The organism is Burkholderia sp. HI2761, from assembly GCF_002223355.1.
Classification (GTDB): Bacteria; Pseudomonadota; Gammaproteobacteria; order Burkholderiales; family Burkholderiaceae; genus Burkholderia.
On record NZ_NKFN01000008.1, the window covers coordinates 295,172 to 321,117 of the forward strand.

A 25,946-nucleotide genomic window follows, 5' to 3' on the forward strand; every position below is an offset into this window, starting at 1 on the left:
CGGCCGGAGCAGACTCGTCGTTTCAGCACGGTCGTCGCGACATCACCGAATTGCGGGACCGTGCGAGCGGGGGTCTCGTCTATCGTCGAGCACGGTGACGAGGACGAGCCCACCGATCAATCCCGGAGCTTCGAAAAATGCGTTATGGGCCATGAAGCGCGCAATGTGTGTCATGTTCCAGAACTCGGCGGCCATTTCGGCAGCACCCACGGCCGCGACACCCGCGTGCGGACCCATGCCGCGGAGTCGCAAGTGGTATGCATCGCCCTATCAGATCGCCCAGCAAGAGCACCCGAACGCGCCCCAGAAGCCCTTCGCGTCGGACGTCGGCAACGCGCTCCCCCATGCGCCTGCGTGCGCATGCTGGTGAACGGTGCATTCATTCGCGCAGGCGCACATCGCGGCGGCCGCCGCGCGTTGCAGCGGCGCGCCGTTGCGCTGCGTCGCGCCCCAGCCGCCGTAACCGCCGAACTCGCGCACGGGCGACCAGTCCGGCATCGCCGGCGGGATCGGCGCGTCGTGCGATGCGAATGGCCCCGCGCCCCACACGATCTTCCCGTCGACCACCGTCAGCAACGCGGTCGTGGCGGCGATATCGTCCTCCGCACACGCGAAGAAATCGCGATCCGGGACGACCAAGTCGGCAAGCTGCCCCACCGCGATGCGTCCTTTCTTGCCCTCTTCGTTCGAGAACCACGTCACGTACTCGGTCCACATCCGCAGCGCGGTTTCGCGATCGAGCAGGTTGCGCTGCGGATACATGCGCATGCCGCCGACCGTCTTGCCCGTCACGAGCCATGCGAGCGACACCCACGGGTTGTACGACGCGACGCGCGTCGCGTCGGTGCCGGCCGACACCTTGAGCCCCTTGGCGAGCATCTTCGCGACAGGCGGCGTCGCCTCGGCGGCTTGCGCGCCGTAGCGCTCGACAAAGTATTCGCCCTGGTACGCCATCCGGTGCTGCACCGCGATACCGCCGCCGAGCGCGGCGATTCGATCCATCGATTTCTCGGTGATCGTTTCCGCGTGATCGAAGAACCAGTTCAGCCCTTCAAGCGGGACGTCCGCGTTGACCTTCTCGAACACGTCGAGCGCGCGGCTGATCGTTTCGTCGTAGGTCGCATGCATGCGCCACGGCCAACGGTTTTCCGCGAGCACGCGCACGACGCCTTCGAGATCGTCCTCCATCTGCTCCGGCAGGTCCGGCCGTGCTACGCGAAAGTCTTCGAAATCGGCCGCGGAAAACGCCAGCATCTCGCCGGCGCCGTTATTGCGGAAGTAGTCGGTTCCATCGTGGTACTTGACGCTCTTCGTCCAGTTCACGAAGTCTTCCTTCTCCGCGTTCGGCTTCTGCGTGAACAGGTTGTACGCGATCCGGATCGTCATCTCGCCCGAGTCGTGCAGCTTGCGGATCACTTCGTAATCGTCGGGATAATTCTGTGAACCGCCGCCCGCGTCGATCACGCCCGTCACGCCCAGCCGGTTCAGCTCGCGCATGAAATGGCGCGTCGAGTTGTACTGATACTCGAACGGCAGCTTCGGGCCCTTCGCGAGCGTCGCGTAGAGGATCGTAGCGTTCGGGTTCGCGAGCAGCAGGCCGGTCGGATTGCCGGCGGCATCGCGAAGGATGGTCCCGCCAGGCGGCTCCGGCGTGTCCTTCGTATAGCCGACGACACGCAGCGCCGCCGCGTTCAGCAACGCGCGATCGTACAGGTGCAGGATGAACACGGGCGTATCGGGCGCGACTGCATTGAGTTCGTCGATCGTCGGCAGCCGTTTCTCCACGAACTGATGTTCGGTGAAGCCGCCGACCACGCGCACCCACTGCGGCGCGGGCGTGATCGCGACCTGGCGCTTCAGCATCTCCATCGCGACCGCGAGCGACGGCACGCCGTCCCAGCGCAGTTCCATGTTGTAGTTCAGTCCGCCACGAATCACGTGGCAGTGGTTGTCGATCAGGCCCGGCAGCACGCCGCGGCCGCCGAGATCGACCACCTTCGTCGCGCGGCCCGCGAGCGGCATCACGTCCGCTTCGCTGCCGACGGCGACGAAGCGCCCGGCGGCAATCGCGACCGCCGTCGCGACGGGGTTCGCGCGGTCGAGCGTCGTGAATCGTCCGTTATGCAGGATCAGATCCGGTTGGGTCACGGTTGCGGTCATATGCATCACCTCTTGTCGATCAGAAGCCAAAGAGTTGTTTGACGGTGGGTAAGGCTTGCACGCCGATCAGCATGCCGAGCAACCCGACCAGCGCAATCAGCGGCGGTGCGGGAGAGCGAACCTTGATGGCGCTGTAAATCACACCGATCAGCACGCCCGCACCAAGGGAAACCAGATAAGGTTCCATGCAATAAATCTCCCGGACAATTTCAAATGCAGGCGCAGTGTTCCGACCAGCATGCCGCGGGCGGCATTCGTGTTTCGGTCACGTCCGCCGCCCGCGGCAATGGAGCCAATGCGGCGCGTTCGCATCGAACCCGCCGCACCGGCATCAGCCGTTGCAGGCCGTCCGCGCTTACTTCGCCGGAACGGGCGGAATCGACTCGTGCGGCGTCGCGGTGCGTTGCGGCGCCTTGTGGAGCATCGTGTACGCGTAGTCCACGCCCATCCCGTATGCGCCCGAATGCTCCTTCGCGATCGCCATCACCGCGTCGTACGTCTCGCGGTGCGCCCAGTCGCGCTGCCATTCGAGCAGGACCTGCTGCCACGTGACCGGCACCACGCCGGCCTGCACCATGCGCTGCATCGCGATGTCGTGCGCAGCCAGCGACGTGCCGCCCGATGCGTCGGCGACCATGTAGATCTCGTAGTCGCCTTCCAGCATCGCGCACAGCGCGAACGTCGTATTGCAGACCTCGGTCCACAGGCCCGACACGACCACCTTCTTGCGGCCGTTCGCGGCGAGCGCGTCGCGCACCTTCTGGTCGTCCCACGAGTTCATCGACGTGCGTTCGAGCGTCTTCTGGTTCGGGAACACGTCGAGCAGTTCGGGATAGGTGTGGCCCGAGAAGCTCTCGCTTTCGACCGTCGTGATCGTGGTCGGGATGTTGAAGACCTTCGCGGCCTTCGCGAGCCCGACGACGTTGTTCTTCAGCGTCTGGCGATCGATCGACTGCACGCCGAACGCCATCTGCGGCTGCTGGTCGATGAAGATCAGCTGGCTGTTGTGCGGAGTAAGTACTTCAAGCTTCGGATTGCTCATGGTGATGATGTCCTTTGACGCGGAGAAAATGAGGCTCGCCTGGCCGACGAATCCCCGAAGCATCCAATGCGCGGTGTCGGAAGCGTCGGCAGTCGGCCTGCGTCATTCAATACGTGAATATGCGACCGCGCCAGTTAATTGTTCTGATTCTCGCCACGCTCCAAATTCAGACTGAAAAGATCTGAATTTCGTTGAATGGGCCAACGACGAACGCGCAGACCTGATAGGCTGGCCCAAGACTTTCGGATCGACGCCAGACCGGTATTCATCCATATTTTTTAACGGCCGTCATTCCATTCCGGACCTATGAAACCGTACACTGCTTCACTTTTCGCCGGCATCCTCGCCGGCGTCGTTTACGCGCTGATCGGCGTGCAATCGCCGGCGCCGCCCGCCGTCGCCCTGGTCGGCCTGCTCGGCATTCTGGCCGGCGAACAGATTCTTCCCGTGGTGCGACGGATGATCGACGGAATCCGGCCGGGAACCGCGTGGCGCGACGCAAAGTGCAGCCAGCACATGTTCGGCGCACTGCCCGGCGCACACACCGACGCTTCCGTGAAGCGCCGCGAATCGACACCGACGTGACAGGCAGACGTCGAGCCAACGCGGCGGCGACCCGACCGTTGGCGCACAGGCGTGCGTGTCTCGGCACGTCGGGTAACGAACCGTCGTGAACAGTATTGGATTCAGCGTCGCGCGACGGTCCGACACCGTCCGATGCCCTAGCGGAATTCGCCATGAAGCTGTCTTTCGAAGCACTCGAGGCACTGGACGCGATCGAACGCACCGGTACGTTTGCTGACGCGGCGGAGTTGGTGCACCGCGTGCCGTCTGCACTGACGTACGTCGTACAGAAGCTCGAGAGCGACCTCGACGTCGCGTTGTTCGATCGCAGCGGGCGTCGTGCGAAGCTCACGCGCGCGGGCCGCGTCGTCGTCGAGGAAGGCCGTCGTCTTCTTCATGCTGCCGAACAGCTTGAACGGAAGGCACAACGCGCGCAGCAAGGGTGGGAAACCGAGGTCCGCGTCTGCATCGCCGAGATACTGCCCTTCGACATGATGTGGCCATACGTCCACGCGTTCTACGAGCTTGACATGGACACGCGGCTGCGACTCTCCACCGAAGTGCTCGGCGGCACCTGGGATGCGCTGATTTCGCGGCGGACCGATCTGATCGTCGGCGCGGCGGGCGAGCCGCCCGAACTGCCGGACATCGTGGCGCAGCCAATCGGCACGCTCCGGCACGTGTTCGCGCTCGCCCCTACCCATCCGCTCGCGGCGCTGCCCGAACCGCTGTCGATGGCGTCGATCGTCGAGTATCGCGGCGCGGTGATCTCCGACACGTCCCGCGAACTTCAGCCGCAGTCGGTCGCGATTGACGCTGGCCAACCGTATCTCGCGGTGCCGACGCTCGCGGCGAAACTGGCCGCGCAATGCGAAGGACTCGCGGTGGGTACGCTCCCGGACTGCATCGCGGCGCCCGCGATCGCGCAAGGCAGGCTGGTCGCGCGGGAAGTCACCGGCATGCGCGACACGACCCATTGCTATATCGCGTGGCGCGCCGACGAAGCCGGGCGCGCGCTGCGCTGGTGGGTCGAACAGCTCGGTCATCCGGACCTCGTCGACCGGTTCACCGCGCGCGCGTGACGCGACTCTTTCCGTGACCGCCCGCAGCGTCGATCGAACGGTTCGCAGACAGGTTCCAACGCCTTCCCGGGCTGCTCGATCACGTTGAACGATGCCTGCGTGCTTGGGACGCTCGGTATCGATTTCTTCGAGTCGGTCGCGATGTGCGTGGTGCGTGATTCGTGCATCCGCCACCCCGAGTCCCGGCTTCCACGCGAGCAGCCGCGAACGGTCGAGCCGTCTCCCGCTTGCCGGCCTGGATCAAGCCGTGCTTGAAATCAGCGTTGAAGAAATGAAAAACGCGGGGCGGCTCGCCGCAGCCCCGGTGGCGCAGGCAGCCGATGCCGCGTGCGGAATCGGCGTTCAGCGCGACGCGTACGGCTCGCCGGTCCGGCCGGATCGCCAGGTGAGGAAGCCGAGCGCCGCGAGCGGCAGCGCCAGTGCCCAGAACCCGGCGTACAGGTAGGCGCTCGCGCCGGCGCCCGCGCCGAGCGCGAAACCGGCGACCGGCGGCAGCGTGCGTCGCAGCCGCGCGCGGGCGGTTTCCCGTTCGGCCGGCGCGGCGATCGGCACGAGCCAGTCGAATGCATCGATGACAGCCTGCGTGACGTTGCCGGTCATCACGGTGTTCGCGACGACGGCGCGCGCGGTCAGCCGGCCGTGCGCGTTCTGCACGCCCATTGCCGCCGCACCGAGCAGCCCGCAGACGATCGTCGCGGGCGCATCGGCGCTGCCGATCGGCGACGCCGCGACGCCAGCGAGCATGAATCCGGCCAGCAGGATCGTCTGCAGCGCGTACAGCGAGCGCGCCCGAGGGCCATGCCCGCGCACGCGCATCCGGTGATCGAGCAGGCGGGCGGCCACGATTCCCGCGATGAACGCCGGAAACGCGAGCCATTTGATCGTGAGGCCCTGGCCGACGCCGGCGAGGCCCGAACCGATCAGGATGAAGTTGCCGGTGACGTGCGCGGTAAAGAGCCCGAACAGCGCGACAAAGCCGAGCGTGTCGACATAGCCGGCGATCGATGCGAGGAACACGTCCTCGCCGCGCAGGGGATCGGGGGCCGCCGCGCCCGCTGCCGTTACTTGCGCGGGCTGCATGTCGTCGCCTCCGCGGTTTTGTCGGCGGAGTCCGCATCGCGGACCTGCGCGGCGAGCGGGACCGCCTGCTCGTCAACGACGATGCCGAGCAGGCGCGCTGGCGCGATCAGCGGCGCCGCGGGCGATTGCACGCGCACGCGGTGGTACAGGAAGCCGATTGCGATACCGGCTCCCGGCGAGATCAGATGAGACATGGTCCGTTCCGGTTGCGCCGCGTGCCGGGCCGACAGGATGGCGCCCGGCACGTGCGGCGGTTCGGAAGCAAGACTAGGGAACGCCAGCCTGAATGTCATGGCGGCGAACTGAATTTTTCTGAAAGCGCCGAACCGGCCACGGCTCGGCACGGCGGCCGCCTGCCTGCGTGGCCGGCCGCGCTGAAGCGTGTCGCGTCCGGCGCATCCGCGAAGCGCCCGCGCCGCAGGCGACGCAGCGGCGCCGCGCTCGAGCCGATTCATAACGATTCAGCCGCGACGCGCGTCGCCTGCCCTATGCTCGGACAGCATCGGACGCGTGCCGTATTGCGCACCGTCCGCAGAACCGGGATTCCCACATGACGACCGACACGCTTGCACTCACCCATCACACCGTTACGGCGAACGGCATCCGCCAGCACGTCATCGACGCCGGCGCCGGGCCCGTCGTCGTGCTGCTGCACGGCTTCCCCGAAACCAGCTTCGCGTGGCGCTTCCAGATTCCCGCACTCGCGCGGCACTATCGCGTGATCGCGCCCGACCTGCGCGGCTACGGCGAAACCGACAAGCCCGCGGCTGGCTACGACAAGCGCAACATGGCGCGCGATCTCGCCGCGCTCCTCGACGCGCTCGGCATCGACCGCATCGCGCTCGTCGGGCACGATCGCGGCGCACGCGTCGCGACGCGTTTCGCGAAGGACTTCCCCGAACGCGTCGAGCGGCTCGTCGTGATGGACAACGTGCCGACGCGCATCGTCGCGCAGAACATGACCGCGCAAACGGCGCGCGCATACTGGTTTTTCCTGTTCCATCAGGTGCCCGACCTGCCGGAGGCGCTGATCGCCGGCAAGGAAGCCGAATGGCTCAGCTACTTTTTCGCGGACTGGTGCTACAACCCGCACGCGATCGCGGGCGACGCGTTCGACACCTACGTGCGCGCGTATCGGCGCCCGGGGGCCGTGCGCGGCGCATTGGCCGACTATCGCGCGAACGCGGAAGACGTGCGGCAGGACCTCGTCGATGCCGACGTCAGGATCGCGTGCCCGACCATGGCGATCTGGGGCGAGGATTTCTACGCGGTCGGCAAGATGTTCGACATGAAGGCCGTATGGGAAGGCATGGCGACGAACCTGCGTGCCGAGCCGATCGCGCAGTGCGGGCATCTGCCGCACGAAGAGCAGCCCGAGCGCGTGAACGCGCTGCTGCTCGATTTCCTGCGCGGCTGGGCCGGCTGACGCGACGCCCGCCGCACGCGGCATCACCGGGAGAGCATCGGATGGAACACGGATCGGGCCGCAAGGCCGTCATCGCCGGCGGATCGGTCGGCGGGCTGTTCGCGGCGACCGCGCTGCGCGCGGCCGGCTGGGACGTCCGCGTATTCGAGCAATCGCCGTATGCGCTCGACAGCCGCGGCGGCGGCATCGTGCTGCAGCCGCCGATCGAGCGCGCGTTCGCGTTAGGCGGCGTAGCGCTGCCGCGCGACGCCGGCGTCGATTCGATCGACCGGATCTACGTCGATGCGCAGGACCGAATCGTGCAGCGCCTCGCGATGCCGCAGACGCAGACCGCGTGGAACGTGATCTACACGGCGCTCAAGCGTGCGCTGCCGGCCGGGATCATCCAGGCCGGCGATGCGTTCGAGCGGTTCGAGCAGGGCGGCGAGCGGATCGTCGCGCATTTCGCGAGCGGCCGCACCGAGACGGCGGGTTTGCTGATAGGCGCGGACGGCGGTCGCTCGACCGTGCGCGCGCAGTTGCTGCCCGACGTGCGGCCGACGTATGCGGGCTACGTCGCGTGGCGCGGCCTCGTCGACGAACATACGCTGCCCGAGCAGGTGCTGTATCTGCTGCGCGAACGCTTCACGTTCCAGCAGGGCGACCGGCACCTGTTCCTGACTTATCTCGTGCCCGGCACCGACGGCGCGACCGAACCGGGCAAACGGCGCGTGAACTGGGTGTGGTACCGGCGTCTGGCAGCCGACCGGCTGCCGTCGCTGTTCCTTGCGCGCGACGGCACGCAGCGCGACGGGTCGCTGCCGCCCGGCGCGATGCGCGACGACAACCGCGCGGAACTCGTCGACGCCGCCGACCGGATGCTCGCACCGACGCTCGCCGCGCTCGTCGATGCGACACCCGCGCCGTTCGCGCAGGCGATCCTCGATCTCGCGGTCGCACGCATGGCCTTCGGCCGCGCCGTCCTGCTCGGCGACGCCGCATGCATCGTGCGCCCGCACACGGCGGCGGGCGTCGCGAAAGCGGCGGACGACGCGGTCGGTCTCGCCGAAGCCTTGCGCGACGTCGCGCGCGGCGCCGCGTTCGACGCCGCGCTGGCCGGCTGGGACGCCCGTCAGCGCGCGGCCGGGGCGCTGCTGTCCGCGCGCGGGATCGCGCTCGGCGCGCGGCTGATGGGCACTGCGTGAAAGGTCGCCGGCCGGCGGTCGGCTGCCGCGCGGCACGGATCGCACTCGGGATTCAGCGCGCGCAGCACGCTGGCGCGCCCGCCGTCGTCATCGGGCAGTAGCGGCTGCCCGCGCGCGAAAGCCGCGGTCGGGGCCGCTGCCGCCGCAAGCAACGCGGCGAGCGCCAGCCCCGTCGCGCGTGTCGAGACGGCGCCCCGCTTCATTGCGTGCTCGCGGTCGATACGGAGGCCGACGTCGCGGCCATTTCCGCGTGCCGGTCGCCATGGGCGATCGCATACAGTTCGCGATTGCGCGCGATCGTCTGCGTGCTCGGCGGATAGTCCCAGTTCGACGTCGGCAGCGTACCGTCGCGCTCCGCCCGAATCAGGTCGGCGCGCACGTCGGCGCGCGTGGCCGTATGGTCGGCCGTTTGCGCGAATGCGACGATCGGTGCGCTCAGCGCACAGGAAAGCAGGACTGCACGAATCAGGTCGTTCATGATGTTCACCTCTCAAAGATGGCGTGTTCGCGTCCGCAGATCAGGCCGGACATCCGCTCCGCATCGATGCGATGAGGAGTGGTGTCCATTCTGCGATTCGCGCGCTTTCCTGAAGGTGAGGCTTCGATTACGGTTTTGTTATCTGATCGCCTGCGCCCGTCGTGGGTGGGCGACTCCGGTTCGCCGGGCACGGCGCGGGCCCGCAACGCGGTCCGTATGCCGGTTGATCGTCGAGTTCATGCGGGCGCGTCGAGCGGCCGTACTTCCGGAATCATCGCGGCCTGGCCGTGCACGATTCCGTCTGCGTCCATGAGCTGCCACACGGTCGCGCACTCGATCCAGAACCGCTTGCCGGACTTCGTCACCCGCACGCCGCGGTATTCGGACACGAAGCCGTCGCGCATCACCTTGTCGAGAAACACCTGGCGCTCGTGTCGCTCCATCGGCTCCGCCGACAGACGCGACGGCAACGCCGTCAGTTCATCCCAGTCGTATTCGAAAATCGCCTGCGCGCGCTTGTTGCCGTACACGAACACCGGATCGGCCGACGTGTCGTGCGCAAGCACGCCGAACGGCGCCGTATCGTACAGCCACGCGGCGCCGTCGGATGCGCTCATGCCGTCGGGCACGAGCGGGCGGTTCACGAGCCGGCTATACGAGTCGGCAAGAAGGGAGAAGAAGTTTGCATCGGTGCGCAACGACATCGGTCTGGCTCCTGAAATCGGCGAGATACGCGAATGAGCGAAGGTTTGCCGCCGGACATTATATGGACGAAGCGGCGCACCCCGTCGGCGACGAGGGTTCAGCCAGCCCGCATCGCGCTGCGCGGCCCGCCGCACGGCCGATGCCGCCGCGGCGCACGGATAACGGTTTCGTAATCTTCGGGTCAGGATCGGGTCAACGCCGCACCGGCAGACTGCACGCTCGTCGCATCGAATGCGCATCCGAGCCCTGCTTCGAGGAGCACCGTCATGTGGATCGTCCGGCTGGCATTACGCAGGCCTTACACGTTCGTCGTACTCGCGCTGCTGATCTTCATCGCGGGCCCGCTCGCGCTGCTGCGCACGCCGACCGACATTTTCCCGAGCATCGACATTCCGGTCGTCAGCATCGTCTGGTCGTACAACGGCTTCTCCGCGGAGGACATGGCCAAGCGGATCACGTCGAACTACGAACGCGCGCTCACGTCCGACGTCGACGACATCGAGCACATCGAGTCGCAGTCGCTGAACGGCGTGTCGGTCGTGAAGATTTTCTTTCACCCGGGCGCCGACATCAATCGCGCGATCGCGGAAGCCGCGAGCAACGCCGCGTCGATCCTGCGCATCCTGCCGCCCGGCACGCTGCCGCCGAACATCATCACGTACAACGCGTCGACCGTGCCGATCCTGCAGCTCGGGCTGTCGAGCGACACGCTCGCCGAGCAGCAGCTGTACGACCTCGGCAACAGCTTCATCCGCACGCAGCTCGCGACGGTCCAGGGCGCGGCCGTGCCGCTGCCGTTCGGCGGCAAGATCCGCCAGATCGTCGTCGACCTCGATACGCGCGCGCTGCAGGCGAAAGGGCTCGCGCCGATCGACGTCGTCAACGCGATCAATGCGCAGAACCTGATTCTGCCGGGCGGCACCGCGAAAATCGGCACGCACGAATACAACGTGCAGATGAACGGCAGCACGCAGACGGTCGCCGCGCTGAACGACCTGCCGGTGAAGACGATCGGCGGCAGTGTCGTGTACGTGCGCGACGTCGCGCACGTACGGGACGGCTACGCGCCTCAGACCAACATCGTGCGCGCGGACGGCAAGCGCGCGGCGCTGCTGACCATCGAGAAAACCGGCAGCGCGTCGACGCTGACGATCATCGACCAGGTGAAGGCGATGCTGCCGAAGATAGCGGCCGGGCTGCCGAAGGCGCTGCACATTTCGCCGCTCGACGATCAGTCCGTGTTCGTGAAGGCGGCGGTCCAGGGCGTCGTGCGCGAAGCGCTGATCGCCGCCTGCCTGACCGCGCTGATGATCCTGCTGTTTCTCGGCAGCTGGCGCGCGACGCTGATCATCGCGGTCACGATCCCGCTCGCGGTGCTCGCGTCGCTGCTCGCGCTGTCCGCGCTCGGCCAGACCATCAACATCATGACGCTCGGCGGCCTCGCGCTCGCGGTCGGAATCCTCGTCGACGACGCGACCGTCGCGATCGAGAACATCACGCATCATCTCGAGCGCGGCGCGGCGCTCGAGGACGCGATCCTGACCGGCGCGGGCGAAATCGCGGTGCCGACCTTCGTGTCGACGCTGTCGATCTGCATCGTGTTCGTGCCGATGTTCCTGCTGACGGGCGTCGCGCGCTATCTGTTCGTACCGCTGGCCGAGGCCGTTATCTTCGCGATGATCGCGTCGTACTTCTTCTCGCGCACGCTGGTGCCGACGCTCGCGATGGCGCTGATGCGCGCGAAAGGGAACGGCCGGCCGCCGCGCGGCGTATTCGCACGCATCGCGCGTTTCCAGGCCGCGTTCGAGCATCGCTTCGAGGCCGTGCGGCTGCGCTATCGCGCGTTGCTGTCCGCGGCGATCGCGCGGCGCCGCCGCTTCGCGGCCGCGTTCCTGCTCGCATGCGTCGCGTCGACGGGCCTCTACGCGTTCGCCGGGCAGGACTTCTTCCCGTCGGTCGACACCGGCGAGATCCGCCTGCACCTGCGCGCGCCGACCGGCACGCGGATCGAGGAAACCGCGCGGCTGACCGATGAAGTCGAAGCAAAGATCCGCGGCGCGATTCCGGCCAACCAGCTCGCGAGCGTGCTGGACAACATCGGCGTGCCGGCGAGCGGGATCAACCTCACGTACGACTCGTCGGATCCGATCGGCAGCGAGGACGCCGACGTGCTCGTCACGCTGAAGCCGAATCACGCGCCGACCGCCGCGACCGTCGCGAAGCTGCGCAACGTGCTCGCGCAGTCGTTCCCCGGCGTGACGTTCGCGTTCCTGCCGGCCGACATCGTCAGCCAGATCCTCAATTTCGGGCTGCCCGCGCCGATCGACATCCAGATCGTCGGCAACAAGCTCGACCCGAACCGCGCGGTCGCGAATGCATTGCTCGCGAAGCTGCGCGGCGTGCGCGGACTCGTCGACGCACGCATCCAGCAGCCCGGCGACGAACCGGCGATCGACGTGAACGTGGACCGCACGAAGGCGATCCAGGCGGGCCTCGACCAACGCGACGTCGCGCAGAACCTGCTGATCGCGCTGTCCGGCAGCTCGCAGACGACGCCGAACTTCTGGCTCGATCCGCGCAACGGCGTCAGCTACCCGGTGCTCGTGCAGACGCCGCAATACACGGTGAATTCGCTGCAGTCGCTCGCGAACGTGCCGCTGCCCGCCGGCACCGCCCGCTCACCGCAGACGCCGGCCGGCGGCCCCGCCGCGGGCGTGCCCGCGCAGAACCTGCTCGGCTCGCTCGGCACGTTCTCGCGCTCGACCCAGCAGGCCGTGGTGTCGCACTACAACGTGCAGCCGGTGCTCGACATCTTCGCGTCGGTGCAGGGGCGCGATCTAGGCGGCGTCACGGCCGACGTGACGAAGCTCGTCGACGCCGCGCGCGCGCAACTGCCGCCCGGCTCGTCAATCGTGCTGCGCGGCCAGGTGCAGGCGATGCACGAGTCGTTCGCGGGCCTGCTCGTCGGCCTCGCGCTCGCGATCTCGCTGGTCTACCTGCTGATGGTCGTGAACTTCCAGTCGTGGCTCGATCCGCTCGTGATCGTCGGCGGGCTGCCGGCGTCGCTCGCCGGCATCGCGTGGATGCTGTTCGTCACACGCACCACGCTGTCGGTGCCCGCGCTGACCGGCACGATCCTCTGCATCGGCATCGCGACCGCGAACAGCATTCTCGTCGTGAACGCCGCACGCGAGCTGCTCGCGGCCGGCGCGTCACCGTGGCAGGCCGCGCTCGATGCAGGCTTCAGCCGCTTCCGGCCCGTCGTGATGACCGCGCTCGCGATGCTGATCGGCATGTTGCCGATGGCGCTCGGCCTCGGCGACGGCGGCGAGCAGAACGCGCCGCTCGGCCGCGCGGTGATCGGCGGCCTCGCGTTCGGCACGGTCTCGACGCTGCTGTTCGTGCCGGTGCTGTTCGGCTTCGTCCACGCGTGGCTCGCGCGGCGTCGCGACGCGGCGGCCGCCCGGCGCGCGCAGCACGCGCCCGATACGCCGGCGCTGCATTGAGCGCGGACGCCCGCCCCTTCTCATCCTTCGATTCGCCCGACCCCGGACCCATCATGAACGATTCGATCGAACCCGTCGCCGCGCCGCCCGCCGCCGAAGCGACCGCCGCGACCGCCGCGGCCGCAGCCGTGCCGCCCGCCGCGCGCGGCGCCACCCCCGACACCCCGCCGGCCCGCCGCGGCCGCAAGCTGGCCGTGCCGCTCGCGGCCGTCGCATTCGCCGCCGCGCTGCTCGCGCTCGGCATCGTGCCGCGTATCGATGCACGCGCCGCTCAGCGTGCACAGGTAGCCGCGCAACAGGCGCTGCCGGTGTCGGTCGTCGTGCCCGGCGCGGCGCCGGCCGACCAGACGCTGACGTTGCCCGGCTCCGTGGCGCCCTATGCGGACGCGTCGATCTATGCGCGCACGAGCGGCTACGTCGCGCACTGGAGCGCCGATCTCGGCACGCACGTGAAGGCCGGCCAGACGCTCGCGCGGATTTCGGCGCCCGATCTCGATGCGCAATTGCGCCAGGCGCGCGCCGACGAAGCGAGCGCGCAGGCGAACTACGACTACGCGAAATCGACCGCGCAGCGCTGGCAGGACATGCTGAAAACGCAATCGGTGTCGCAGCAGGACACCGACACGAAGGTCGCGGACATGAACGCGAAGCGCGCGATGCTCGCGTCCGCGCAGGCGAACGTCGCGCATCTTGCCGAACTCGTGTCGTACGAATCCGTCACCGCGCCGTTCGACGGCGTGATCACCGCACGCAACGTCGACGTCGGCACGCTGGTCACCGCAGGCGGCACGCCGGGCAGCCCGGGCCTGTCCGGCGAACTGTTCCATCTCGAACAGACGGACACGCTGCGCGTGTTCGTCGACGTGCCGCAGGACAGTGCGACCGGCGTATCGACCGGCACGCCGGTCTACCTGACGACGCCGCAGTATCCGGGGCGGCGGCTTGCCGCGCGGGTGGCGCGCAGCGCGGGCGCGATCGACCCCGTCACGCGCACGCTGCGCGTCGAGATCGACGTCGACAATCACGACGGCACGCTGATGCCCGGCGCGTATGCGCAGGCGCATCTCGCCGTGCCGAGCGCGGCGCCGGCGCTCGCTCTGCCTGTCAGTGCGCTGCTGTTCCGCCCGAACGGCGTGACGGTCGCCACCGTCGGCGCGAACGGCCGAACCGCGCTGAAGACCGTGCAGATCGGGCGCGATTTCGGCACGCGCGTCGAGATCGTCGCGGGGCTCGCGGCAGCCGATCGCGTGATCGACAACCCGGGCGATGCGATCACGGCGGGCGAAGCCGTGAAGATCGTGTCGACCGCGCACGATGCGGCGCCTGTTGGCGCTTCTGCCACTCGACCCGCGCAACCCGCCACCGCCACGCGCGTCGCGCCGCCGATGCACGCCGCCAGCGCTGACGGTGCCGCGACGGCCGCGTCGACGCCGGTTTCGGCGCCCGCGCGCGGCTGAACCATCGACGACTCAAGAGATATCCGCCATGCGCTGCCTTCATCCGCTCCCGTTCGCTCGCCGTGTCGCCGCACTCGGCGCCGCCGCTGCACTGACCGCCTGCTCGACGCTGCCGCCCTATTCGCCGCCCGCCGTCGCGGTGCCCGCGCACTACGCGGGCGCACCGGCCGCGCAGGCCGGCTGGCGCGCCGCGACGCCGGCCGACGCCGCCGCGCGCGGCGCCTGGTGGACCGTCTTCGACGACGCCGGCCTGAACGCGCTCGAAGCGCGCGTCGACGTGTCGAACCAGACGGTGAAGAAAGCCGTCGCCGCGTTGCGGCAGGCACGCGCGACGGTCGACTATCAACACGCCGGGCTCCTGCCGACGCTCACCGCGGGTGCCGCGCAAAGCCGTGCTCGCGTATCGCAAAACCGGCTCGGCTCGTCGCTCGCCGGCAAGACGACGCCCGACTATCAGGCGGGCGTGGCCGCGAGTTGGGAACCCGACGTGTTCGGCCGTGTACGCGACGCGGTGACGGGCGCGCAAGCGAACGCCGCCGCGAGCGCGGCCGATCTGCAGGCCGTAAAGCTCTCGGTCACGGCCGAACTCGCGACCGACTATTTCGCGCTGCGCTCGCTCGACACGCAGAAGCAACTGCTCGACGACACGGTGCGCGCGTACGCGCGCGCACTGACGCTGCTCGAGCAGCAGCTCGCGGCCGGTGCGATCGATGCGTCGGCGGTCGCACAAGCCGAGGCCCAGCTCGAATCGACGCGCACGCAGGACACCGACATCGACGCGTCGCGTGCGCAGTTGCAACATGCGATCGCGACGCTCGTCGGCGAGAGCGCGTCGACGTTTACGCTGCCGCCGCACGTGCAGCCGTTCCAAGTACCGGCCGTGCCGGCTGGCGTGCCGTCGCAACTGCTGGAGCGGCGGCCCGACATCGCGGCGGCCGAGCGCCGAGTCGCGGCCGCGAACGCGCGGATCGGCGAGGCGCGCGCCGCGTTCTTCCCGGATCTCGTGCTGTCGGCGAGCGCAGGCCTCGAGAGTTCGTTCTTCGCGCCGTGGCTCGCCGCGCCGAGCCTGTTCTGGTCGCTCGGCCCGCAGCTCGCCGGCACGCTGTTCGACGGCGGGCGCCGCAGCGCGTCGCTGCGCGGCGCGCATGCGCAATACGACAGTGCGGTCGCCGACTACCGGCAAACCGTGCTCGTCGCGTTCCAGCAGGTCGAGGATCAGTTATCGGCGCTCGATGCACTCGCGTCCGAAGCCGGCAGCCAGCAGCGCGCGACCGACGCGGCCGACCTGTCGCTGCGGCTGACGACGAATCGCTTCAACGCGGGCGCCGTCAGCTATCTGGACGTGGTGACCGCGCAGACGATCGCGCTGACGAACCGGCGCACGGCCGATCAGATCGACGCGCGCCGGATCGAGGCCGAAGTCGGGTTGCTGAAGGCGTTGGGCGGCGGCTGGCAGGCGAGCGCAGGCACGGACGCGGAATCGAAAATCGGCGCGAAGGAACATGCGGCGGCCGCACGGTCCGGACCCGCCGTCACGCTGCCGGCGGCCGGTTGAACGTGAGCACGAAACGTGTGCCGAACGCGTCGCTTTCGACCTGCGCGGTGCCGCCGTGGAGTTCCATCACCGAGCGCACGATCGCGAGGCCGAGCCCGGCGGTGCCGCCCGGCGCACCGCCGCTACGCGCGGGGTCGCCGCGCACGAACCGGTCAAAGATCCGCGGCAGCAGCGCGGGATCGATCGGCTCGCCCGGATTCGCGACGACGACGCGCACCGCATCGGCGGTTTCATCGACACTCAGTGTGATGACGCCCTCGGCGGGCGTGTAACGCAGCGCGTTCGCGAGCAGGTTGCCGACGGCGCGCCGGAACAGCTCGACATCGGCGGTCAGTTGCCCCTGCCCTTCGACGCGCAACGCCGAGCCCGCTTCGTCGGCGAGCCCCTCGAAATACTCCGCGATGCGCTCGAGTTCGTCGCGCACGTCGAACGCGCGCTGCCGGGTGACGAAGCTCGGATGCTCGGCGCGGGCGAGAAACAGCACGTTCTCGATCATCCGCGCGAGACGATCGTATTCCTCGAGATTCGATTCGAGCAACGCCTGGTACTCGTCGGTCGAACGCGGCCGCGCGAGCGTGACTTCGGTGGCGCCGCGCATGTTGTTCAGCGGCGTGCGCAGGTCGTGCGCGAGATCGGCGCTGAATTGCGACAGATGCGCGAACGCCTGCTGCAAGCGGCCGAGCATCGCATTCTGCGCATCGACGAGCGCGCGCAATTCCGGAGGGGCGCGCGACGCATCGAGCCGCGTATCGAGCTTGTCGACCGTGATCCGGCCGGTGTTGTCGACGATCTCGCGCAGCGGCGCGAGCGCCGTGCGGATCAGCCAGTACCCGAGCAGTAGCGCGAACAACGCGCCCACGCCGCCGGCAAGCTTGAGCCGATCACGGTAGCCGTCGAGCAGATCGGCCCGGTCGCGCATGTTGCGGGCGATCGCGATGCGGATCGGCGTGCGATCGCCGAGCGCCGCCTCGATCACGACGCCGCGCATCGGCGTGCCGCCGGCGGCAGTCCACGTGACGAGCCGATCGGCCGTGATCCGGTCGCTCGCGGGAATCGGCACCGCGTGCGGCGCGAACAACTGCGCGTCGGCAAGTGGAACCGATGCGGCCGCGGGCGCATCGTCGAGCGCGGCGAGCCGGACGTTGTGGCGCACGAGCACGTCGCCCCGCGCATCGACGGCGGCCATCGACATCGCCTCGTTGCCCAGCACCTGGCTCGTCAGCCGCTCCGTGTGCGCGCGCACCGCATCGAGCGACTCGAGCTCGCCCGCGAGCCGGCGCGTGTGGCGCGCGGCCAGCACGATGTCGAGATCGTCCTGCGTGTTCACCTGCCGCTCGAGGCCCGCATACACATACGCGCCGACGAGCGCGAACGCGGCGAGCGTGGTCGCGGCGAAGGCGAGCGCGAGCGTCGCGGCCAGCGAACGCGGGCGCGTCATGCGTCGTCCTTCGGTTCGAGCACGTAGCCGACGCCCCGCACCGTATGGATCAGCTTGACCGGAAACGCGTCGTCGATCTTCGCGCGCAGGCGCCGGATCGCGACCTCGACGACGTTGGTGTCGCTGTCGAAATTCATGTCCCACACGTACGATGCGATCTGCGTCCGGCTCAGTACCTCGCCCTGCCGGCGCGCGAGCAGTTGCAGCAGCGAGAATTCGCGCGGCGTGAGGTCGATCCGCGTGGCGCCGCGCTTCACGCGGCGGCGCACCACGTCGATTTCCAGATCGCCGACCGCCAGGTGTTCGGTCTCGCGCGGCGGCCCGCGACGCGCGAGCGTGCGGATGCGGGCGAGCAGTTCGACGAACGCGAACGGCTTCACGAGGTAGTCGTCGGCGCCGAGTTCGAGGCCGTGCACGCGGTCCTGCACGTCGTCGCGCGCGGTCAGGAACAGCACCGGCGTCGTATGCGTGTCGCGCAGCCGCTTGAGCACGCCCCAGCCGTCGAGCACGGGCAGCATCACGTCGAGCACGATCACGTCGTAACGCTCTTCCTGCGCGAGCGTCAGCCCTTCGCCGCCGTCCTTCGCGAGATCGACGCTGAAACCCGATTCCTCGAGCCCCTTCTTCAGGTACGCGCCCGTCTTCGGTTCGTCTTCGACTATCAGGATGCGCATGGCCGGCTCCGTCGCTTTCGTGGGAACATCCGGCGATGTTACCCGGAAACGGCGACACGGCCGCGCTCCGTGCGGGCGCGAACGGCGTGGATGACAAAACGGTAATCGGCCTGTCATCCTGGCGTGCGGTCGCGACGCCGGGCGGCGGGTTGGAGCTGTCCGCGTTCCGTTCGCTCGCGTTCACCACCTCGATCGACGCGATGCCGAGCGGCGGCCGGCCGGCCGCCGATTCCGGCTAGGGCTGTCGACTCATGCCTTGCCGCTCGCTCGCGCCGACGCGGTCGACCCAGCCGCGATAGAACGCGCGGTACTTGAGCACGAGCTTGTCGTACTTGCTGTACGCGCCGCCGCCGTCCGGCTTCATCCCGTTCCAGATCTTGACGTCGTACCCCGCGGCCTGCCTGGTCTGGAGTCCGAACAGCACGTAGTCGGTCGCGCGGCGCAGGACGCCGCCCACCTTCCTGATCGAGATGAGCATGTGCATGACGTTCTTGCCGTCGCTCACCGGCGTCACACACTGGAGCAGCTTGTATTTGACGTCTCCGTCCAGGGCGACGGTCATCACACACCCGCCGGGGTAGCCGTCGAAATGCAGGTTCATCTGCGACATGTTCAGGCCCAGCGCGCGCGACAGCATGCCGAGCGGCCCGAAGTACCGGTTCACGGTGAAGTCGATCCCGGCGCCGAACCACGCGCCCGCCCGCGCCAGCGACTCGACCTCCGGCCATTCGCGCCAATCGTCGAAGAGCTTGAGCTCGAAGGCCGATATCGGGAGCGCATGGACGGGGGTCGCGTGCTGCGCGTCGTAGAAGTTCTCGACGATCCGCAAGACCGCCGTCGTCGTCTCGAACGCGAAATGCAGGTGCATGAAGTCGCCGTTGTCGACGTCGGCCGCGGCGATTTCGGGCAGCGGATGCAGCGGCTGTGGGGAGCCGTACCAGACCCACACATAGCCGTACCGCTCGACGGTAACCAACGTCGGCTGCCGCGCCCCGCGCGGGACGGGCTCCAGCCGGCACACCGCCGCGCTGTGGCCGGGGATATGCACGCACTGGCCGTGCTCGTCGTACCGCCAGTGGTGAAACGGGCACCGGATGCACCCGTCCTCGACCTGCCCGTCGGCCAGGTTCGCGCCAAGGTGCGCGCAGTGGCGATCCATCACCACGGCCCGGCCCGTCGCACCGCGCCACGCGACGCACGGCCGGCCGAAGAGCGTCAGCGCCGCCGGCTTGTCCTTGAGGTCGCTCGAGCGCATCGCGACGTACCAGCTCGCGGCCACGCGCGTGGTCGCATCGTACGCCCCCGCGGGATGCTCCCGGGCACCCACCTGATTCAATTGAACGTCGTCTATCATTTTCATTCCGGAGGTCGACCGACTACTTCAGCGCCAGGCCGATGCGGGTCGTGACGTACGCCCTGAGCAGCGCGAACATCGGGTTGTAGTCGAAGTACCTTTTCACCTCCGCCGGCGCGCTGGTCTGCGTCCAGTGCAGCAGCTTCATCGCCGGCAGCAGGCTGTACTTCGAGTTGTTGAGCTGCGGTTTGGCGCCGGTGATGCAGTACCCGAAGCCGAACATCGGCTTCGCGAATTCCCGTTCGTTGATGAGGGCGTGAATCCGCGCCGCGGCCTCCTCCGCCGACTTGTGCCCGGCGCTCACGGCCTCGACCTCGGCTTTGGCGTCGTTGAACAACTGGTAGTACCCCTCCATGTCCGCGCACAGGAACCCGAGGTACGGGGCCTCGTCGTCGAGGCGATCGAGGTCGCGCTCGTCGCGAGACGCGCGGAACCTCGCATGTGCCTGCACGAGCCGGAACTGCCCGAGGATCGTGCCGACCGCCCACAGCCGGTGGAACGCATCCCACAGCCGGAAGTCCGAGAACGCCGTGTAGCAGCAGCTGACGAAGTCGTCGTTGTGGTCCAGCAGCTTCTGCTGCAGGCGCTCGATGTACTCGAAGCGCTCGGGGGAAAAGTCGTCGTCGCGCAGCGCCTTGATGAGGCGCGCCGCGAGCGCATGGATGGTCACCGCGGTGTTCTCGAGCCCGCGGGAGAAAAGCGGATCGATGAACCCGTTCGCGTGCAGCATCAGGCAGTAGCGGTCGCCGATGCACGCGCTCGACGAGAACTGCAGGCGGTCGGTCCTGACCCAGTCGCGCACCGGCACGGCGTCCCGAAACTGCGCCGCGATGCTCGGGAACCGCGCGAGGAATTCGTCGAATTCCTGCTGCGCGGAGATGTCCGTTTTCGGGTGGATACGCGGGTCGAGCTGCAGGCCGACGCTCACCAGATTGTTGGTCGAACGCGCGTGGTTGTTGAACGGAATCACCCAGAGCCAGCCGCCCTCGAACATGTGGTGCAGGGTTCCCTCATGCCAACGCCAGCGCTGCCCCTTGACCTTGAAGATGTCGTCGAACGGCTTGACCCCGAGCATGTGCGTGTAGAGGCTGCGCGAATGCGTTTTGAAACGACACGGCTCTTCGCGAAGATTGAACTTGGTCGCGAGCGGCGCGCGGGGCCCGCCGCAGTCGATCATGTACCGGCCGGTGAACCGGTCGCCCTGCGCGGTGGCCACCGCGACGCCGTCCTTGTCGGCGTGGTATTCGGTCACGGTCGTCTTCTGGCGAACCGTGCAGCCGTATTTGATGGCGGCCTGCAACAGGTAGGCGTCGACGTCCTGCCGGTAATAATGGCTCTCCGGCCCCCACGGCAACTCGGGAATGACGCACTGCGTGAACTCCTTCGGGTCGTGCTCCTCGCCGGGCTTGTGGAACACGAAGCCGAAGTTGCGCTTGATGCCCGTGCTCGACGCGACGTAACGCTGCGTCGCATAGAACGACGTGATGTGATCGAGCTCCGGAATGCCGTAGCGATCGGCGATGATGCGGTTCATCAGCGACGTCTCGGGGATCGACGATTCGCCGATCGTGAACCGCGGGTGCGACGACTCCTCGATGATCAGCACGCGAAACCGTTGTTTGGCCAGGATGGCTCCCATCTGGGTGCCCGACATGCCAGAGCCGAGGATGATCACATCGAAGTGGTTGCTGTCGCGCCCGTTTGCGGGGCTCTGCTGAGTCATGGGGGCTAACTCTCCTGGTGAGATGGAACACATGGCCGCGCGCGTCGGGCGTCAGGGCCCGTCGAGCGCGGCGCGAACGCGCGACCGTGCCGCACGCGTGAGCGTGAGCAAATCGCCGAGCATGCTGGGCGCGTAGCCGCCGCTGCCGATCGTGGGGCCGCTTCGCCCGACTTCGTACGCCCGCTCCGCCAATTTGACGTGCGGCGCCCGGAAGCGCAGCAGAACCTCGAACACCCGGTCGAGGGCCGCCAACCCTGCCCCGACGGGCTCGCCCCGCGCACGGTCCGCTTGCGCGTCGCCGAGCACGCGGTCGACGAGCGACGGCCCATCGGCGAAGCGCGCGTAGATCGTCCTGAACGCGGGAAGCACGTAGGGCAGGTACGTCTCCTTGAATTCCCGATAAGGCTGATGGTCCGATTGCGCGCCCCACAGCACGTGCTCCAGCACGAAGAGGGGCATCTCGACGGCACCGGGGCCGAGGTAGCTCCGGCCGCCGACTCGAATCGGTTCGTAGAACGGGCGGAGTTCGTCGTAGAAGACCTGCACCGAGATGAAGCGGTACGCGTAAACGATCGAGTCGACCATTTTCTGCAGGTAGGCCGTCAGCTCGTCGCACCCTTGCGCGAACGCGGGCGACCGCAGCGGCACGTCGGACAGCTCGACGGTCAATGCGATGGCCGCCTCGAGGGCCGCCATCGAGATGCGCACGCTCTCGAGCAGGTGCGCTTCGTCGCCTAGCCCGGTGTAGCTGCGCTGCGTGTCGGCCGCCGCGGGATTCCAGACCGTCACGTGCAGGAGCGTCTCGCGCGGCGGCAGGTCGGTCGCGCGCGCCAGGTCGAGCAGCACCGGCTCGAGGCCGGGCACCACGTCCACGGGCTCGTGGCCGTGCCGCTTGAGCGACCCGAGGAAGAACCCGATGTCCCGCATCGCGGCGGCGGCTTCGACGAAGCCCCAGCCCGAGGGCACGCCGTGCGCCGGGAGGAACTCGCGCAACACGCCGACGATGCCGGGTACATCCTGCTTGCGGTTCAGGGCCGGCAGTTGCAGAACGAGCGAGCGCGCCCGCAGCGGATCGCAGGCCGCCACCGCGGCGTGCGTGGCCGCGATGGCGCCTACCCGGTCCAGCGCGCGCTCCACTACAGGATCTCCGGCGTCGCGAGCGTCGGCCCGGGCTCGCTGCGAGACAGCCCCGCGTCGCGCTCACGCAGCGAGCGCAGGTAATCGTGGTTCGTCGGCAGGCTCGTCCGCAGACGCTCGGCCTCGCGCTGGATCCGCGCAAACATCGCCTCGGCCTTGTCGATCGACTCCGGCCGGTGCTGCAAGAGCGGCAGCGACCGGTCGGGCAGCAGCCCCAGGCCGGCAAAAATGCAGTAGTAGTTTCCGTTCAACCAGAAGTTCTTGAACTCGTAGTCGAAGGTTTCGTAGTACGTGGAATCGTCGAACGACGTGGTGGTCAGCGGCAGCCCCGCCTTGTAACGTTCGACCTTCTCCTTGATGGCGTCCGACAGCCGCAGGTCGTTCCGGTTCGCGCGCCAGAACGGTGTGTCGTCGCGCGACGCGGTGAAATAGTGCGCCTGCACGAAATCCCGGCAGTCGTCGAACATGTGGACGATTTCGGCGTTGAACGCGTCGGTCAACCGCGGGTCGAACGACGTATCGGGGAAGTGCTTCACGAGCTGGTAAAGCGCCGCGTAGATGAAGTAGATACCGGTCGATTCCAGCGGCTCCAGAAAGCACGACGACAGCCCGATCGCGACGCAGTTGTTGACCCACGCCCGCCTGTTGCGCCCGACCCGGAACTTGATCTGGTTCAGAGGCTGCGCGTCCGAGAGGCCCCAGAGGCGAAGAAAGTCGGCGGTGGCCTGATCGCGCGATGTGAACTTGCTCGAGAACACATAGCCGCTGCCGAACCGGCCCAGCATCGGAATCTTCCAGGTCCATCCCGAGTTCATGGCGATCGCCGACGTGTACGGCTCGATCCCCACGCGGGCGTCGTCGGCAGGCACGGAGCTGGCGACCGCGCTGTCGCACAGCAGGTAGTCCGACATGTCGATGAAGGGTTCCTTCAAGGCCTGGTTGATCAAGAGCCCCCGCATGCCGGAGCAATCGATGAACAGGTCCGCTTCCAGCGTGCGCCCCTCCTTGGTGGACAGGCTGGAGATGTAGCCGCGCTCGTTCAGATGAACCTGCTCGACCTCGTCCACCACGCGGGTCACGCCGCGTTCGGTGGCCCAGCGCTTCAAGAAGTCGGCCACCAGGTGTGCGTCGAAGTGCCACGCGTGGGACATCTGGCGGGTGCCGTCGGCCAGGCACGGTGCCAGCTTGCCGTCGAGCGCCTCGGTCTGCGGGTAGCACGCGTACTCCATCGGCTGCTGGAAGCCCTGTTCGCGCTTGCGCAGCCAGTAGTGGGTCAGCGGCACGCCGTCGCAGTTCGGCACGTTGCCGAACAAATGGTAGAAGTGATCGTCGCGCGAGCGGTCGGGAGACTTCCTCCAGTTCACGAACCTGATGGCGGACTTGAACGCGCCGTTTACCTGGGGCATCCACTCCCGCTCCGGTATCCCGAGGAAGTCGAAGAACACCTTCTGCAAACTCGGGATGGTCGCCTCGCCCACGCCGATCCGCGGGATCGCCGCGGATTCGACGAGTGTGATGTTCGCCTGCTGCTGGAGCGCCCGCACGAGGTACGACGCGCTCATCCAGCCCGCCGTGCCGCCGCCCACGATGACGATATTCTTGATCGGATTAGTCATTACACGCTTCCCATAGGATTTAAAACCTGAATGGATAGTGCCGCCTCGTCGAGTTGAACCGGAAATGCGTCCGATAACGCGTCATGACGCACCTGTCCCATCACGACAAATGGCACCGAAAAGGCGTAGCGAATCTCAGCGCGGTTAAGCAAAAAATGCGAATCCCCCATCGTACGCGGCGGCACACCGCGTAATGGATTACGCCTCGACAAATCGACTTGGCGATGCAGCGATCGCCATCAGCTCATTGATATTTTCGGTTTTATCAATTGTTGCCAGGATTGTCACACCATGCACTTGACCGCTCCGACACACCATAGCAGCGTTCACGACGGCATATCTCGAAAAATTTCATATCGATCCCAGGCGATTCAGAGAAATTCTAAATCCCGGAAAATATCGGTGAAATTTCGCGAATCAAATGATTTAATTTTTTCGAAACAACAAAATTCATTTTTTCATTTTAATCATGCGCACCCGATATCATGCGGTCAAAAAAATGGTAAATGGCATACTGAATTCACAGGAAAGAAATAACGAATTCACTGTTTTCAGAACAAAGATGGCGACCTTTTCGAATTTCGACGATATTGATCTCGACCCAAAAATAATCCGACTCGTCAGTAGAGAAATTCGTCATGATGTGTCTCACGCGAATACGAAAGCCGTGCGATGAAGACGGGCGTGTTCATGCAAGCGCAGATCGCATTTGCACTGAAACGAACCGGGCCGGGTGCCGCCACGAAGCGTGCAACGTGGCCTGCATCGCGCCGCGCAACGAAACAGGAGAGCGAGCCGCCCGGGACGTCATCGGACAGCCGGTGCCGAGCGAGCCGATCGAACCGCAGCGCGTAAAGAGCAATCGCTATTTCGACGGTGCGCCAGCCTTGGCCGCACGCGAACCGCGACACTGACGAATGGAGGAGGCCGCGTGCCTATTCAGGAAGCCTTGCTGAAGATGTCGATGTACGTATCGCTGGTGCTGATCGTGCCGGGGCCGACCAATACGTTGCTGTTGTCGTCGGGGTTGAAGGTAGGCCTGCGTGGCACCTGGCCGCTGGTGGTCGCCGAGGCGCTCGGCTACGCGATCGCGATTTCCGTATGGGGATTCTTCCTGTCGGCGTTCGCTGCTGGCCGCCCCTGGCTTTATGACGTGGTCAAGCTCGCGAGTTCGGTCTACATCTTTTTCCTCGCGCTGAAGCTGTGGACGCATAGCCGCGTGCTGCAGGACGTATCGATCGCACCGGTGCGCTTTCGCGACGTGTTCGTCGCGACGATGATGAATCCGAAAGCGCTGCTGTTCTCGAGCACGCTGTTTCCGTTGGACGCGTTCAGGTCGGCGCACTATTTTGCATGGGCGCTCCTCGTATTTCTGGTCGTGCTCACGCCGATCGGTGTAGGCTGGTCGTCCCTCGGCGGGATCCTCACTTCGCAACGCGCGTGGGCCGCCCGCACGTCGACACTGCTGCGCGGCGCGTCGCTCGTGCTGTTGATGTTCTCCGGCACGCTCGTGTATTCGATCGTGAACCGCTGAGCGAGGGCATCGTCGCGACGCGCGAGCAAGCATCCGGCGTGGCGCGGCGGCGCCCGCCCCGAGTGCCGTTTGCGTAGAGCCGGCGGCGATTCCCGTTTGGATCATCGCGGCGCGGCGCTGTACGGATCGCTCCCGCGTACGCGGCGCTTCCCGGTGAGTTCGTCTTCTCTGTCGACATCGTTCGCGTGACGACTGCCCCATTCCCCGATGAATCCGAAACCTCTCTGACGC

22 protein-coding genes are annotated in these 25,946 nt (G+C 67.3%); 9 read left to right on the top strand and 13 right to left on the bottom strand.

Annotation, left to right across the window (positions count from 1 at the left end; all coding sequences use genetic code 11):
* Positions 1–270 precede the first annotated feature (270 nt).
* The 3 genes from CFB46_RS31315 to CFB46_RS31325 form a co-directional block, all read right to left on the bottom strand.
* Positions 271–2,160 (bottom strand): amidohydrolase, encoded by a 1,890-nt coding sequence (locus CFB46_RS31315; protein WP_027786131.1) that lies wholly within the window; start codon positions 2,158–2,160, stop codon positions 271–273.
* 19 nt (positions 2,161–2,179) lie between these two features.
* Positions 2,180–2,347: a DUF1427 family protein gene (locus tag CFB46_RS31320; RefSeq protein ID WP_034185508.1), complete on the bottom strand. Its 168-nt coding sequence runs from the start codon at positions 2,345–2,347 to the stop codon at positions 2,180–2,182.
* Positions 2,348–2,515: 168 nt separating this feature from the next.
* Positions 2,516–3,202 carry a hydrolase gene (locus tag CFB46_RS31325; protein WP_027786132.1) on the bottom strand — a complete coding sequence of 229 codons (687 nt, stop codon included), beginning with the start codon at positions 3,200–3,202 and terminating at the stop codon, positions 2,516–2,518.
* Between the two features lie 306 nt (positions 3,203–3,508).
* Between CFB46_RS31325 and CFB46_RS31330 the strand changes: the two genes are divergently transcribed.
* Positions 3,509–3,787: a XapX domain-containing protein gene (locus CFB46_RS31330; RefSeq protein WP_027786133.1), complete on the top strand. Its 279-nt coding sequence runs from the start codon at positions 3,509–3,511 to the stop codon at positions 3,785–3,787.
* A 152-nt stretch (positions 3,788–3,939) separates the two neighbouring features.
* A complete protein-coding gene (locus tag CFB46_RS31335; protein ID WP_027786134.1) occupies positions 3,940–4,848 on the top strand; it encodes a LysR family transcriptional regulator in 909 nt (302 codons plus the stop codon).
* A gap of 342 nt (positions 4,849–5,190) precedes the next feature.
* Here CFB46_RS31335 and CFB46_RS31340 read toward each other — a convergent pair whose 3' ends face one another.
* Both CFB46_RS31340 and CFB46_RS36670 read right to left on the bottom strand, forming a co-directional pair.
* Entirely contained in the window at positions 5,191–5,928 is a 738-nt protein-coding gene (locus CFB46_RS31340) for a YoaK family protein (protein WP_027786135.1), read from the bottom strand.
* Positions 5,910–6,383, bottom strand: coding sequence for a DUF1427 family protein (locus CFB46_RS36670; protein ID WP_227789567.1), 474 nt, complete (start codon positions 6,381–6,383; stop codon positions 5,910–5,912). Before CFB46_RS36670 ends, CFB46_RS31340 begins: the two co-directional genes overlap by 19 nt.
* Before the next feature lie 95 nt (positions 6,384–6,478).
* Between CFB46_RS36670 and CFB46_RS31350 the strand changes: the two genes are divergently transcribed.
* The gene (locus CFB46_RS31350; RefSeq protein ID WP_027786137.1) at positions 6,479–7,354 is read left to right on the top strand and encodes an alpha/beta fold hydrolase; all 876 of its coding nucleotides are present in this window, start codon (positions 6,479–6,481) and stop codon (positions 7,352–7,354) included.
* A 41-nt stretch (positions 7,355–7,395) separates the two neighbouring features.
* Complete coding sequence (locus CFB46_RS31355) at positions 7,396–8,538, top strand: FAD binding domain-containing protein (RefSeq protein WP_089502439.1); 1,143 nt, start codon at positions 7,396–7,398, stop codon at positions 8,536–8,538.
* A gap of 199 nt (positions 8,539–8,737) precedes the next feature.
* Here CFB46_RS31355 and CFB46_RS31365 read toward each other — a convergent pair whose 3' ends face one another.
* Both CFB46_RS31365 and CFB46_RS31370 read right to left on the bottom strand, forming a co-directional pair.
* Positions 8,738–9,016 (bottom strand): DUF4148 domain-containing protein, encoded by a 279-nt coding sequence (locus CFB46_RS31365; RefSeq protein ID WP_027786140.1) that lies wholly within the window; start codon positions 9,014–9,016, stop codon positions 8,738–8,740.
* Between the two features lie 236 nt (positions 9,017–9,252).
* On the bottom strand, positions 9,253–9,720 hold the full coding sequence (locus tag CFB46_RS31370) for an MEKHLA domain-containing protein (RefSeq protein ID WP_027786141.1): 468 nt from the start codon (positions 9,718–9,720) through the stop codon (positions 9,253–9,255).
* Positions 9,721–9,987: 267 nt separating this feature from the next.
* Between CFB46_RS31370 and CFB46_RS31375 the strand changes: the two genes are divergently transcribed.
* From CFB46_RS31375 to CFB46_RS31385, 3 genes are read left to right on the top strand one after another with little or no spacing between them, the layout of a single operon-like run.
* Positions 9,988–13,227 (top strand): efflux RND transporter permease subunit, encoded by a 3,240-nt coding sequence (locus tag CFB46_RS31375; protein ID WP_027786142.1) that lies wholly within the window; start codon positions 9,988–9,990, stop codon positions 13,225–13,227.
* 53 nt (positions 13,228–13,280) lie between these two features.
* Positions 13,281–14,684 (top strand): efflux RND transporter periplasmic adaptor subunit, encoded by a 1,404-nt coding sequence (locus CFB46_RS31380; RefSeq protein WP_027786143.1) that lies wholly within the window; start codon positions 13,281–13,283, stop codon positions 14,682–14,684.
* Positions 14,685–14,712: 28 nt separating this feature from the next.
* Positions 14,713–16,239: an efflux transporter outer membrane subunit gene (locus CFB46_RS31385; RefSeq protein ID WP_027786144.1), complete on the top strand. Its 1,527-nt coding sequence runs from the start codon at positions 14,713–14,715 to the stop codon at positions 16,237–16,239.
* Here the strand turns inward: CFB46_RS31385 and CFB46_RS31390 are convergent.
* Complete coding sequence (locus CFB46_RS31390; protein WP_027786145.1) at positions 16,217–17,677, bottom strand: heavy metal sensor histidine kinase; 1,461 nt, start codon at positions 17,675–17,677, stop codon at positions 16,217–16,219. The two genes, CFB46_RS31385 and CFB46_RS31390, sit on opposite strands and share 23 nt — an antisense overlap.
* Positions 17,674–18,351, bottom strand: coding sequence for a heavy metal response regulator transcription factor (locus tag CFB46_RS31395; protein ID WP_027786146.1), 678 nt, complete (start codon positions 18,349–18,351; stop codon positions 17,674–17,676). Before CFB46_RS31395 ends, CFB46_RS31390 begins: the two co-directional genes overlap by 4 nt.
* An 86-nt stretch (positions 18,352–18,437) precedes the next feature.
* Between CFB46_RS31395 and CFB46_RS36150 the strand changes: the two genes are divergently transcribed.
* On the top strand, positions 18,438–18,590 hold the full coding sequence (locus tag CFB46_RS36150) for a hypothetical protein (protein WP_155257381.1): 153 nt from the start codon (positions 18,438–18,440) through the stop codon (positions 18,588–18,590).
* Here CFB46_RS36150 and CFB46_RS31405 read toward each other — a convergent pair.
* The 4 genes from CFB46_RS31405 to CFB46_RS31420 are packed head-to-tail and all read right to left on the bottom strand — an operon-like array spanning position 18,587 to position 24,181.
* Positions 18,587–19,702, bottom strand: coding sequence for a Rieske 2Fe-2S domain-containing protein (locus CFB46_RS31405; protein WP_027786148.1), 1,116 nt, complete (start codon positions 19,700–19,702; stop codon positions 18,587–18,589). The two genes, CFB46_RS36150 and CFB46_RS31405, sit on opposite strands and share 4 nt — an antisense overlap.
* Before the next feature lie 25 nt (positions 19,703–19,727).
* Positions 19,728–21,428, bottom strand: a complete 1,701-nt coding sequence (locus CFB46_RS31410) for an NAD(P)/FAD-dependent oxidoreductase (RefSeq protein ID WP_027786149.1) — start codon at positions 21,426–21,428, stop codon at positions 19,728–19,730.
* A gap of 51 nt (positions 21,429–21,479) precedes the next feature.
* Positions 21,480–22,565, bottom strand: coding sequence for a monodechloroaminopyrrolnitrin synthase PrnB family protein (locus CFB46_RS31415; protein WP_034185509.1), 1,086 nt, complete (start codon positions 22,563–22,565; stop codon positions 21,480–21,482).
* The gene (locus CFB46_RS31420; protein WP_027786151.1) at positions 22,565–24,181 is read right to left on the bottom strand and encodes a tryptophan halogenase family protein; all 1,617 of its coding nucleotides are present in this window, start codon (positions 24,179–24,181) and stop codon (positions 22,565–22,567) included. Before CFB46_RS31420 ends, CFB46_RS31415 begins: the two co-directional genes overlap by 1 nt.
* A gap of 931 nt (positions 24,182–25,112) precedes the next feature.
* Here CFB46_RS31420 and CFB46_RS31425 point away from each other — a divergent pair.
* On the top strand, positions 25,113–25,715 hold the full coding sequence (locus CFB46_RS31425; protein ID WP_027786152.1) for a LysE family translocator: 603 nt from the start codon (positions 25,113–25,115) through the stop codon (positions 25,713–25,715).
* Positions 25,716–25,946: the final 231 nt, after the last annotated feature.